This window comes from Rhizobium sp. 10N414, assembly GCF_056394785.1.
The window spans coordinates 138161-150752 of record NZ_JBFTIN010000012.1 but is presented as its reverse complement, the minus strand read 5'-3'; the positions used below and the strand labels follow the sequence as shown (position 1 = coordinate 150752).

The following is a 12592-nucleotide window of genomic DNA, read 5'->3' as shown; positions in this document are numbered from 1 at the left end:
ATCAAGGTCGGTTCGATGCTGCAAGAGCGGAGCTTCACCGATACAGTGGCTAAGTTGGCCGCCTGGCGAGCAAACCGGCACGGATACGGTCTACCTTCGAGGGGAGAGAGGGAGCGATGTCTGCGTCAGGGTCGAGCTGCAAATCGCATCGTTTGATACGCTGATAGCGTGCCTGAGCGGACAGACGATCTGCAGTGGAGACAGGTTCGATCGGCTTGCCCTGGAGATCAAAACGCATTGAGTCCGGTTGCGCAGTCGCAAAGAAATATCGCTTCGAGTGGATGTAGGCTCCGGTCGCTTTCCTAAGCGTCGTTACGGAGATATCCGGCTTCAACAGTAGACGGACTTCGTTCCAGAGACCAACTGCAAACGGTTTAATCGGATCGCCGATCGTCGCGGGCAAAACATCAATGGGCTGGCGCAGCAGCGCGTTGATTTCTCCTGCCTTGGTAAGATCGGACTCGTTGGCCGCAATCGGTCCACGACTGTAAGTCCACGGCTTGGTCATCAAATGTCACCTCTGGCTTCGTCCTAGTGGGCGATCGTGAAGCGAGTTTGACAAACGAGAGGTCCGCTTCACGGCTTCAGTCGGGAATGGATCAAGGCTGCAGTCAAGATCGATGCGGTGGGACCAAGGCAAGGCATTTCAGTAGGCAGCCCAAACACGGCGTCGGCCCCGCCAATGGGCCATTGGAAGTCAATTCGTTCCTACGCCAATGATGTCAGCATGACGCGACTGAAGCCCAAAGTCTGGGATCTCTCTGTCCAGTTCCAACAGCAGCCTGAAGCAGACGATGGCATCATCCAGGCGGTAGGGTTTCTTCAGGAAACGACAGCGGCGAGGAAGGCTCGATTGCCTGAGGCTGACGATCCCTGATGTGATGACGATCGCAATGTCCGGCCGGTGACGGTGAATTTGAACTGCCAAGGCGACACCGTCCACATTGCCAGGAATGTTGATCGCGGTGAACACCAGTGCGATATCACCGTGGTGATCGAGACATCGCAAGGCGCCGTCGCCAGTTTCAGCTTCAATCGCGCGAAAGCCCGCGGCCCCGATAGCTGCAACCATCGCCGTGCGCAGGATTGCGTCTGCCTCTACCACGAGAATCCTGTGCGAATCTTCTTTCCCGGTTGCTGACTGGTTCAAGGCCACCTCCTTGTCCGGAGCTGGATTTAAACACGATTGATGCATTGCAACAATATGCTGCCGCATCGCACTTTGCAAAGTCAGCCGGCCGTTGGAGCGCGATCGGCTTGCGGAGCTTTCGTCCCGCCACCGAACGCGTTTTCGAGATGATAGCCTGGTCTTCAGGCCGACGCAGCGCATCGGGCAGGATAAGGATCGGGTCCTTTCCTAATGCCTCGACACATATGTATCACAGGCGTCTGTCGGGTACTCGGGCAGGCTATCCCCGCTAGGTTGATCGGCGACGCATCTGCGATCTGATCGAGATACACCTGACGCCGCAGCGTGGCGGGACATGAGCCAAGTTTGTCCGTTCCTTCCCTCTCGACGGGTCAACGCAAGGTGTCCGGTCTGGCCGGAAGCGAAATTGTTGCCGCTCGCCCGTTTACTGGCGCACAGTGGCATCCACGGCAGCTTGCGCGGCAACCCGGGAAATTTCATCCAGTCGTGTCATGCTGATCAGCCGCTACCAGACGATCCGCAACCCGACGCGCCCGGAAACTGCGCTGAAGTCTTCGCCCCCAAGGTTGAAATAATAGGATGCATTGGCATAGACCCGCACGTTCTCGGAGAGATCCGCCGTCGCACCCCCGCCCAGTTCCAGCATTGTCGCCTTGCGAGTGGCATCGACCGGGATTGTGTTGAACGTCACGACATCGGTCGTTTCGAACTCGTGCCAGAGGTTGGCGAGCAAGAAAGGCGAGACCGGCTTGCCATCGTAGTCGTAACTGCCCTGCAGGCGCACGCCGAGCCGACCGGTAAAGGCGTCGTTGTCGTCATAGTTGATTGTGCCGCCCGGATCGTGGGCCTGGTCGAAATTCAGGTACTGCCAGATGATTTGCGCTTGCGGCTCGATATCCCAGTGATCGGTGGCTTTGAACCTGGTCCCCGTTTCCAGTGACGCTGTCACTGCATCGCCGTTGAAGCTGCTGTCATACGCGCCTATCGAGTGGGTGTCGGTATCCAGCCATGAATTCATCAGGACGCCGTCGATGTAGCTACCATTGTCCCAGGTTCGGGTCCAATAAGCGGCAATGCTATAGCTGTCGATCGAAAGATCGCCGACGTGGATGCTGTTGAGATTGAGCGCGTCCGCCGTGATGTCGCCCCACGCACGAGAATAGCCGGCAAAGACGCCGAACGTATCCAGCACGCCCTTGCCCTCGCGCTCGTAGAACGGCGCCCCAATTTCGAAGCCAAAGGCCTGCCCATCGTACGTTTCGTCGAGTAGGCGGGTTAGATCCTGATCGTAGCTCTCGCCGAAAACGCGCGTCCAGACTGCGTTGCCAGCCTGCTCACGGGCCATCCAATCCTGCTCTCCGTGGCGCTCGTGGAAGGTGCCGAGCGTCGTCCTCAGTAGGCCGCGTGACACTGCTGGAACGACCGTCATGATCGGAACTTCGGGTCGGATCGTCGGACCGGGATCGAAGGTTCCCGGATCGCCGCCATCTCCGTCAAGTTCGTCGCCACCGTCGCCACCGTCGCCACCGTTCCCACCGTTGTCGCCACCGCCGTTGTCGCCACCACCGCCGTTGCCACCGTTGTCACCCGACTCGCTGCGCAGATACCAGTTGTTTTCCGTGCCCGGCACGGACGAGCCCTTGTACAGCAGATATTCGTAGATCCCCGCGCTGACGCGGCGACTTAGAAAGAATGATCCGTTCGCGGTCGTGGCCCCATTGATCGCCTCGACAACCAAGATCCCTCGATCTGTCTCGTCACCGGCGCCGCCGACATTCGTTGCGACAATTCCCGTCAATCCAGACGCCGTTCCTGAATCGATCACGAGCTTGTCTGCCGGCGAGCTGTCGTTGCCGAGAATGCTCTGAAGCCACAACTGACCAGAATTGCCGACGTAGTTGCCGACAATCTTCAGCGAGTCCGAGGTGGAGTTCGAACCGGTTGTGAGGTCGATCACACCGGCGTTGGTTACAGTCACAAGTCCGCCTGCGGTTGCTGGCGAAATCGTAGACTGGAAGCCGCTGCCGTTCAGCACGCTGGTCGAGTCGATCCTCAGTGCGCCGCTGCCGGTACCGCTATCGCCGAGGACAAGATTGTTGTTCATCTTGAGAGTTGAGCCCTGCTCGAGCGAGATCAGTTCCCAGTTGATCAATCGATTCGGGTTGCTGCCCTGAGTACCCTGCCAGGTCAGCGTATCGTTACCCTGGCCGCCATTGATCTGGATCGTCTTCAACTGGGTATCGGTGAGCCCCTGGAACACCGCCACATCGTTCGCGTCGCCCATGTCGATGCCGCCAATCAGGCCGCCGGTCCATAGCATCGAATCGTTGTTGGCTCCGGCATTGAGAAAGCCCGTGACTACGCCGCCCGACAACTCGAAGCGGTCTGTGCCTGCGGATTGGTTAACCGATGTGTTCACCCGGCCGCCCAGCATTTGAAAGAGATCATTGCCGGCGCCCTGATCGACCGTGCCATTGAGTACCCCCGGATTGTAATTGACGATGGTGTCGTTACCGGTGCCGAGCAGCGTATTGCTCTGGATGGTGCCGTAGTTGTCGATGCGGGTCTGGCTTGCTCCGTTGATGAAGACTCCATTGTTGATGTAGGCGCCTGCACTGTTCAGGATCGTCGTCGTGCCGTCGCCGTTGACCGTGATGCCCTGGTTCAGTGTGCCGTTGTTGGTGATCGTGTTGTTGCTGTTGCCCGTGAACGAAAAGGCTTCGTTGATGAATGCGTTGGCGTTGTTGGTCACCGAGTAGGTGCCATTGCCGGTGATCACCAGACCGTTATTGATGATCCGCGAATTTACGAAGGTGATGAAACCGTTGTTGTTGAGCGTGACGCTCTGCAGGTTTCCCGCGTTGGTCACGCCAAGAGTGCCGATATTGGAAAGGGTGAGCGGACCGTTGAAGTTGGTATTGTTGAGGATATCGACCGTGAGCGTGCCGAGGCTGGCGGTGCTGCTGTAGCCGGACGGATTGCCCGTGCAGGTCACCGTCTGACCGGAAGTGGGGATTGCCGGATCGCAATCCGCGAACGCCGGCAGAGTGATGAAGAAACTAAGGATGCCGACTAGGGGGGGAAGAGATTGTTTGCGGGGAGAAGGAAAAGATATGCGACGGTACTTCGATGATGCATTCCATTTCGTCATACTGCGCTTCTCCGGCATACGCGTTAAGGGATCCCCAGCAGTGGCTTCATCATTGTACAGGTCGACCTGATTGTGAAGCTTGGAAATAACCCTTTGGAGCGAAAGCGTTTTGCGCCGTGTATGACTGTGACCTTTCGACCTCAGTACGCGCGGCTCAGGCGGCAGGGTAACGTCGAACGTGGAATGACGGTTGAGGCCTGCCCTAGGAAATCTTACGCACGCCAACGATTGCCGCGCCCCCCGGTCGTATGGCAACGAACTTTGCCCGTTCTGCTCGGCGTCGCTCTGACGATCTCGTCCTGATCACACCAACAGCGGCAGTCGCAGGCGAGTTGTTACGGCAAATCAGAGATGCGCCGATAAAACGAAATTTTCACGAGCTGTGGCTGCTCGATGGTGTCATGTTGTTTGATTAGGGCCGAACAGGGTATTCTTCTGCGAAGTTAGACAATCGCACCTGTGACGGTCTTCTGCTGCGCCATGGCGCAGATCCAAGGAACGTGTATTGCCAAGCTGACCGCTTTTCCGTCGAGCGACACGTGGTTGCCGTCGCAGGCTACCCCGAATTACAACGGGACAATGCGCATGGATCGAACTAGTCCCTGACTTCCGACAAATCCGGGATCTCACCAATCTTATTGACGGCGACGTCGACCGTCATGCCCAGATAGTCTTTGGCTTCCCCAAACCATGATCCTTCCAACGGTATTGCCTGAGCTGGATGTCGGGCGACTGCCACCGGGATCAGATTGAAACCCGCGGTGATCTGGTTCGTCGGGTCGTAATCTAGCCATCCTGCACCGGGGAGAAATACCTGCAGCCAGGCATGTGTAGCGCCGGCGCCCGTTGTTCCGACCGCGCCGCCGTCCAACGCCGCGTCGTACAAGTAACCTGATACAAAGCGGGAGGCGATCGCGAGCCGGCGCAATGCCTCTATCATCAACCAGGCATAGTCACGGCATGATCCTGATTTGGTGCGAAGGGTTTCGCCAGGTGACTGGGTTCCTTCTGTTTCTCTCGCACAGTAGGTAAAGTCATCCTGGAAAGTGTTCAGCATCCGACGCAACACATCGATGGTTTGGTCCTGGTCGCGCGCGACGAAGCGCTTGGTCCAGGCGGCTACGCTTCCATCAGGATCTTCAGTATGCGGACGCAAATAACCAGCGAGATCGGTCCATTCGTCGGGGGTATATTGCACCGGGATTTCGTCGGCGCGCGGTTCCAAAGGGAACGCCTCTACTCCCTTTACTCCGAAAAAGACACCTTGAACCTCAAACGTAAACGTCAGTTCGGCTCCGGCCTCGCTGAACTCCATCACGGTCACAGTGTTGGAACGGGGATCGCTGATCCAATGAATCTTTGAGGGAATGCTCGTTCTCGCCGACCAACCGAGCAGACGCGCCCAGGCGCCACGTCGCGGCAAAAATATTGCTCGGTGCGTGCCGAAGGTAACAGGCTTGGCATACCTGTAGGTCGTAACATGTGTGATCTTACCAAGAATCGCCATGTCTACCAGCTCTGCCGCAGATAAATAGGATCCCTTGCCGAAACGGGCGATGGTGAAGTTGCATAGGTTCAGCCATTTATCCATGACCAGCCCATAGCGGCGTGTCAACGGCCTTCACGCGTGCCGCGGCCAATGCGAACTGGGCGCGATACTGCGGTCAGACCGAGTCGCGCTGAGTACGAAGATTGGATACAACGCGCCGGTTTTGCACCTTGCACGAGCGGCTCGTGCAGTCGCGGACTTCGCGATCGTTGCCGTAGCCCTTGGCCCATACGCGGTTGGCGTCCACGCCCTTCGAAACCAGATAGGCCATCACTGCATCGGCGCGTCGCTGTGAAAGTGTCGTCATTGCTGAACCAGATCCGGAATCGTCGGCAAATCCCTGCAGCTTGACCAGCCATTGCGGGTTGCTGTTGAGCCAGGTTGCCTGCTTATCCAACGTTGCCTTGGCGACGGTATCAAGCGTGGCCGAGTCCTGCGTAAAATAGGTCCGTCGGCCGACATTCAAAATGAAGTCCTGTTCGCTTCCGGCCGCGACGTTCTCGAAGCCGGGCGCCGGGTCGTTGGTCTGTCCGGTCATCGGCGCCACGGCAGGCTCCTCCACCTCGGCGATATCGGTGGTGCTGCAGGCGACAAGCGTCAAGAGCATGGCCGCAGCGACGAGAGGCCTAGAACATCCGGTTAAAACAGACATCAGGGTGATATTCCTCATTCGACCGGAACCGCTTGGTTCGTCTGCGCGGCATTTTGAGCTTGATCGGCAATGTGGGGCAGGACTTGTACCGCGGTGCCGATGGGGCACCGCTGATAAAGATCGATTGCATCTTCGTTGAACATGCGAATGCAGCCGCTGGAGGCATCCTTGCCGATACTGCCTGGCTCCAGAGTACCGTGGAAACGATAGCCGGTATCGACGCCGTCGCGAAGCAAATACATCGCGCGCGGCCCAAGTGGGTTCTTCGGTGAACCTCCATCTACCGACTCGGGCAGCTCGGGGTGGCGTTGACGCATCTCCGGCGGCGGGGTCCAGCGCGGCCAAAGCGCCTTCTGGTCGATCGTGGCTCGGCCGTACCATTTGAAGCCCTCGCGGCCGACACCGACGCCATAACGAATGGCCGTCTTGTTCTCCATGATCAGGTAGAGAAAATGATGCGTCGTATCGACAACAACCGTACCAATCGGCTCGCTGCTAAAATATTTGACAACCTGGCGGTGCCACTTCCTGTCGATCTTGGCAAAGTTCGTGCTTCGGAACGTCACACCGTTGTCGATACTGGTTCCGGAAAAATATGAAGCGGCCGCAGCTAAAGTCGGCTTCTCGACCGCCGCTAAGGTTCCGACCGAAGCCAAACCGCCAAGCAGAATATCCCTGCGCGTCCACCTCATCGGCATCCCCCGAAAGCCAAGCAGCGAGGCGCTCATGTAAAACAGATTTTTCGTGGCCGACAAGAATAAAAATGCATTGCTCTGCATCCTCGGTGGATGCGGCGCTGCCGCCTGTCCCAGTCGCATGCCTGAAATCGCTGGCGGGATATCCTTCCCGCCGTCGCGCCGGTCACAGGATTCGCATAGCGCGGACCCACAACTGATAGAGGCATCGTAGTTTACGGTATCATACCGGAAATGGCTTGTGTCTTCCTGCGTTCTTCGCTCAGGTGGATCGAAATGGGAAAGTCGAGCCCGACAGCTACGGCGTGATTGCGATGTGGAAGACGAATCAGTAGATTGGCATTTGGCGTCCCTCGCGTGCAACGTTGACACTTATCCCATGCTGAAGGAACGCCCCGGGGGACACGTGATGCGACGAGTTAAATACAGTGCCGTGCATGCGCCAATCTACTCTCTCCTCGCATTGTGTCTGCCGGCCGGGATCGCGGTAGGGCAGGAGGTCGCGAAACCGGCTCAGAAACCCTCTGAGACTAGCAAGGCGGATGAGCGTTGGATTCCGAAACTGCGGCTCGGGGATGACACCGCCTACCTGGAATTTTACGGCCAGATCAACAAAGGCTTGCTGGTTTACGACGACGGCGGTTCGACTGACAATTACTTCCCCGTCGACAACGGCAACTCTTCGACACGCGCCGGCTTTCGCTTTTACTCCAAGATGGAGAACAACTGGTCGGTGGGCGGAAATCTCGAATGGGAATGGACGCCCTATTCGACAACGAACGTCAATCAGCTCAACAAGGGCGACTACGATTGGGAGGCACAGCTTCTGCGAAAAGCAGAAGTCTATATGGAGTCGAAGGAATACGGGAAGTTCTGGTTCGGCCAGGGTAGCATGGCGTCTGATGGCAGCGCCGAAGTCGATTTGTCCGGCACCTCGGTCGTCGGCTATTCGCTTATCTCGGACATGGCCGGCGGACCGTTCCTCAGGTTTGATGATGGAACGCTCTCTTCAATACGCGTCAAAGACGCCTTCACAAACTACGATGGTCTCGGTCGAAAATTGCGATTCCGCTACGACACCCCATCCTACGGCGGATTCAGCGTGTCGTCGTCCTTTGGGACGCAAGCCGTACCTGAGCCGTCTGACGTCGCCGTGTGGGACATTGCGTTGCGCTACGACCAAACGATCGAGGACGTCAAAATCAGCGGCGCATTGGCGTTTTCGAGGCCGGGCGATGGCAATTCGATCTACGACGCCTCGGTTTCACTGTTACATCAACCAACGGGCCTGAGCCTTACCCTTGCAGCCGGCTACTCGGACAAGGAGTCCATCGATGGACACTACGGCTATGCCAAGGTTGGTTACCAGACGGATATATTTGAAGTCGGCAAGACAGCCTTCTCCGTCGACGCCTATTTTGGTCGGGACATCAAGGGCAAGGGAACGGATAGCGATTCCTACGGTGTGCAAGTCGTACAGAATCTCGATTATTGGCAGACCGAACTTTTTGTCGGTGCACGCACTTATTCGTACGACGACGAAGTCGCAAGTGTCCAAGACAGTTATGCTGTGCTCGCAGGCGCCAGACTGAAATTTTAGCGATATCGCACGCTCGCCGTTCGAGCGCGCAGCCTCTTCAACGAGGGCCTGGCTTGTAGCGGCTAAGAACTGCGCGGTTGGATCCAGCGGTCTCGAAAAGCTCATTGACGCTGTTCGAAACGCTATGATGTTAAGCAAGGATCCGGTGCCTGAACGTCATCAAGCGCAACATGCACAGACGAGTTGCGCTCGATGTCCGGTTGCCGCGATCGATAGGCGCGACTTACGGATCCCACGTCAGCAAAAACGCGTCAAATCCGAGGGTTGACCCGGAACGTGACAGCCGAACTTGGCCGGCGATCGTCGCTGGTTACAAGGTCGCCCGTGCGAATAGGTTGGTTCAACGCGGACGTTACTGTCGCAACCCAACTATCCCCTATCGGCCCGGTCTTGTCCCACAAGCTCCAGTGGGCCGGTCCGCGCGTGCAGCACTTTGCAACTAAGTTCGCTGTAGCTTGAATGCTGTACTTGGTTTCAAGCGTTCGGATACGCGGGCACTCCCTTCTACATTTAGCATCGTTCAGACATATAGCGGGCAACTGCGGTACTGAAAAAGCATAACTATTTTTAACCCGTCATTTGTACTTGTGCCGTAGCGTGTCGCTCAACCTGAGCGAGGATAACATGCATGGTCTGGGCAATGATGTGGCTAATTTTTCCGGTCGAGATTTCATTCGACGGATCGTCTATCCCATGGCAGCAGTCATGGTTGTCGCAATCTTGGTCGTAACCGTCGTCCTTGTCTTGTCGGCACGCCAACAAAACAAGCTGGAAGTCGAAGCGTCCACGAGACTTGCGACAACCGCACTCCAAGTAAAGGCCCGAGAGGTCGGACGGGATCTGCGCAACTATACCATTCGTCAGGATGTCTACGAAAACGTCAGCAGGAGCGGCAACATTGCCTGGGCCGCGACGGACGGGAATATCGGTCCGAACATTTACAAGGACCTCGGCTACGAACTGGTATTCGCCGTCGCTCCAGGCAACCGCACGATCTATGGGCTGATCGATGGAGAGCCGAAGGACGTCGACGCGCTGAAAGTGATGCCACGCGGACTTCGGGATCTTCTGAATGTCGCCTCCATTCAGGCCGACCCAACGACAAGCTTGATCAAGTCCGGGAGCGATATCTATGTGGTGGCGGCAAATGGAATACTTCCGCCCTCCATTGACCGTTCGAACGTAAAGCCAAGAGACCTCACCATGTTGGTTTTCGCCGAACGACTGGACCAGAAGTTTCTCGATCGGATGGGGCGCGACTACTTGCTGTCCGATTTGAAAATCTCGCTTGATCGAGTGGACGATGCCGAGGCCTCGATCCCACTCCTGACTCAGGATCGCGTTTTCCTCGGAACGATCTCCTGGTCTCCGCCGAAACCTGGCGAGCAGCTCCTTCGCTTCATCTTGCCACCGCTCGGCATCGCCCTTGTCGTGCTCGCGGCATTTGCCGTTCTGGTGGTCAGAAATGCTCGCCGTTCGACCTCGGCTCTGGAGGCCTCCGCGAAAACTGTCGAAGCATATGCACAGACGCTCAAAGAGAGTGAAACCAGGTTCAAGGATGTTGCTGAAGCTTCCTCCGACTGGATTTGGGAGAGCGATAATGATCTCCGACTGGTCTACTTCTCGACGCGCTTCAGCGACGTCACGGGACTTTCGCCACAAGCCATTCTCGGCAAGACGTTCGAACAATTCTTCTCGCGTGATACGGATGCAGATGGCTGGAGGCAACTGATGGCAGGTAGCAGCGATCAGCGCGCCTTCCGGGATCTGCGTTGTGCTTATCGGGACGCCAACGGCAATGGGCGCATTTGCCGGCTGGCGGGGCGCCCGATCGTTGCTTCGTCAGGGGAGTTCCTGGGTTTTAGAGGAACGGCGACTGATATCACCGAGGAGGTGGAAGCACAGGAGCGAGCCAGCCATCTTGCCCATCATGACGCACTCACGGGTCTACCCAACCGAGCGCTCTTTCGCGAACGGCTGAACATCGCACTGGCCGCGACCGCGGAACAGAGCGCACGCGTGGCAATCATCTGTCTCGACCTCGATCACTTCAAGGAAGTGAATGATACGCTCGGACATGGGGCAGGGGACCTGCTTCTCCAGCAGTTGTCGAACCGTCTGCTCGGATGCGTGCGCAAGCACGATACCGTCACCCGTCTCGGTGGCGACGAGTTTGCAATCATTCAAATGGGCGTTGCTCAACCCCTTGAAGCAGAGGAGCTTAGCCGAAAGCTGATCGACGTGGTGCGCGCACCCTTTACGATCGAAGGGCAGGATCTGCACGTTGGTGTCAGCATCGGCATCGCCATTGCAGACGCCACAGAGACCGATCCCGAGCGCCTGTTGAAGAATGCCGACATTGCTCTTTACAGAGCCAAGCAGAGCGGGCGTGCAACCTACCGGATATTCGAAGCGCAAATGGACGCCGAACTCCAGCAGCGCAAGGCACTAGAATACGACCTCAGACAGGCGGTTCTAAAGGACGAGCTGGAAGTGCACTATCAGCCGCTGATCGATCTCGGGAAGCGTCAAGTCGCTGCCGTGGAGGCGCTCGTAAGGTGGCGTCATCCAGCACGCGGCTTGGTATCGCCTGCCGATTTCATACCATTGGCCGAAGAGACTGGCCTCATCGTTTCGATCGGCGAGTGGGTGCTCGAGACGGCCTGCCGCCAGGTGCTCGATTGGCAAAACCTTCGAGTTGCGGTCAATCTCTCCCCGGTCCAGTTCCGAAACAGGGAGTTGGTTGAAACCGTCCGCCAGGTTCTAGTGCGGACCGGTTTGGCGCCTGAACGGCTCGAACTTGAAATCACAGAAAGCGTGCTGATCAATGATGCGTCGGCTGCACTCGAGATCCTGAACGGTCTGAAGAACCTTGGCGTGAAGATCGCCATGGACGATTTTGGAACCGGTTATTCGTCACTGGGCTATCTGAATTCGTTTCCGTTCGACAAGATCAAGATAGACAAATCCTTCATCGGCGACATGGACAGCAAGGACAAGTCCGGGGCCATTGTGAAATCCGTGATCGGCCTGGGGCAGAGCTTGAACATGGTTACAACAGCCGAAGGCGTCGAGACACCGGAGCAAGCGGAATTCCTGAGGCAAGAGGGTTGCGACCAGGTCCAAGGTTACTATTTCAGCAAACCCGTGACAGCGCCCGAACTGTCCACGTTCATCGAGCGATGGGATGGCGCCAGAGCCTGGGGCGACGTCGCTGCCTGACCGAGTGTATCGGCGGCAAAAGACAGGCGGCAGGAGTTTCCCGGCACGTTCCAATAGTCAATCTGGAGGCGCGCATAGCAGCTATTCGGCTTTTGCGTTTGCCTCACATTCCTGTTTGCTTATTTTGCATCTCCCGTCAGGTCTGCGTTCCCTGGCTTTGGTCCGAGGTAGAGATAATCGGAGGCATGATGCAAAACATGATTGTCGCGGACAATCACATGGCGTCCGTTGAAAACGGCACCAAGACGATTGCGGTTCGCGTTGGATACTGCACGGTTAAGCCGGGGCCTCTCGAGATCAGATCTGCGAGTGGATGTTGGCCAACGACCCCGGTGCACGTCGTTTCCGTCCAGAGAAAATCGATCTCGGCACTGAGTTCGGACGAGCTCAGCCAAAGTGGCTTTTCCAACGTCAATACACTGGTCAAGCAACTCCAACCCGCTCATCCCTGTCTTTCGACAGATTCCGATGTCACCGTGATCAATTGGAAGGTGGCTAGTTAGCGGTCAATTTGCGGGGTTTCCCCGAGACGTTCCGATCAGTGCGTCCGGCGTCGAGGCTTCAGTCGCATGG

8 protein-coding genes are annotated in these 12592 nt (G+C 57.1%); 2 read left to right on the top strand and 6 right to left on the bottom strand.

Annotated elements, in window-relative coordinates; all coding sequences use genetic code 11:
* Positions 1 to 49: 49 nt before the first annotated feature.
* From AC1DE4_RS14000 to AC1DE4_RS13975, 6 genes are all read right to left on the bottom strand, one after another.
* Positions 50 to 508 (bottom strand): ProQ/FINO family protein, encoded by a 459-nt coding sequence (locus AC1DE4_RS14000; protein WP_169683811.1) that lies wholly within the window; start codon positions 506 to 508, stop codon positions 50 to 52.
* 189 nt (positions 509 to 697) lie between these two features.
* A complete protein-coding gene (locus AC1DE4_RS13995) occupies positions 698 to 1150 on the bottom strand; it encodes a response regulator (protein WP_477881771.1) in 453 nt (150 codons plus the stop codon).
* Positions 1151 to 1655: 505 nt separating this feature from the next.
* Complete coding sequence (locus AC1DE4_RS13990; RefSeq protein ID WP_477881769.1) at positions 1656 to 4301, bottom strand: autotransporter family protein; 2646 nt, start codon at positions 4299 to 4301, stop codon at positions 1656 to 1658.
* Between the two features lie 595 nt (positions 4302 to 4896).
* On the bottom strand, positions 4897 to 5892 hold the full coding sequence (locus tag AC1DE4_RS13985) for a transglutaminase family protein (RefSeq protein WP_477881767.1): 996 nt from the start codon (positions 5890 to 5892) through the stop codon (positions 4897 to 4899).
* 73 nt (positions 5893 to 5965) lie between these two features.
* Positions 5966 to 6520 (bottom strand): OmpA family protein, encoded by a 555-nt coding sequence (locus AC1DE4_RS13980; RefSeq protein WP_192305411.1) that lies wholly within the window; start codon positions 6518 to 6520, stop codon positions 5966 to 5968.
* Positions 6517 to 7194 (bottom strand): L,D-transpeptidase, encoded by a 678-nt coding sequence (locus AC1DE4_RS13975; protein ID WP_169683824.1) that lies wholly within the window; start codon positions 7192 to 7194, stop codon positions 6517 to 6519. The genes AC1DE4_RS13980 and AC1DE4_RS13975 overlap by 4 nt, the downstream gene beginning before the upstream one ends.
* A gap of 382 nt (positions 7195 to 7576) precedes the next feature.
* Between AC1DE4_RS13975 and AC1DE4_RS13970 the strand changes: the two genes are divergently transcribed.
* Together AC1DE4_RS13970 and AC1DE4_RS13965 are read left to right on the top strand one after the other, a co-directional pair.
* A complete protein-coding gene (locus tag AC1DE4_RS13970; protein ID WP_477881764.1) occupies positions 7577 to 8797 on the top strand; it encodes a porin in 1221 nt (406 codons plus the stop codon).
* A 624-nt stretch (positions 8798 to 9421) separates the two neighbouring features.
* The gene (locus AC1DE4_RS13965) at positions 9422 to 12019 is read left to right on the top strand and encodes a bifunctional diguanylate cyclase/phosphodiesterase (protein WP_477881762.1); all 2598 of its coding nucleotides are present in this window, start codon (positions 9422 to 9424) and stop codon (positions 12017 to 12019) included.
* The last annotated feature ends 573 nt before the right edge of the window (positions 12020 to 12592 follow it).

Bases quoted from the DNA above. Each gene is read 5' to 3' on its own strand.
- AC1DE4_RS14000 (WP_169683811.1), bottom strand. From the start codon at position 508: ATGACCAAGCCGTGGACTTACAGTCGTGGACCGATTGCGGCCAACGAG.
- AC1DE4_RS13990 (WP_477881769.1), bottom strand. From the start codon at position 4,301: ATGACGAAATGGAATGCATCATCGAAGTACCGTCGCATATCTTTTCCT.
- AC1DE4_RS13985 (WP_477881767.1), bottom strand. From the start codon at position 5,892: ATGGATAAATGGCTGAACCTATGCAACTTCACCATCGCCCGTTTCGGC.
- AC1DE4_RS13980 (WP_192305411.1), bottom strand. From the start codon at position 6,520: ATGAGGAATATCACCCTGATGTCTGTTTTAACCGGATGTTCTAGGCCT.
- AC1DE4_RS13975 (WP_169683824.1), bottom strand. From the start codon at position 7,194: ATGAGGTGGACGCGCAGGGATATTCTGCTTGGCGGTTTGGCTTCGGTC.
- AC1DE4_RS13970 (WP_477881764.1), top strand. From the start codon at position 7,577: ATGCTGAAGGAACGCCCCGGGGGACACGTGATGCGACGAGTTAAATAC.
- AC1DE4_RS13965 (WP_477881762.1), top strand. From the start codon at position 9,422: ATGCATGGTCTGGGCAATGATGTGGCTAATTTTTCCGGTCGAGATTTC.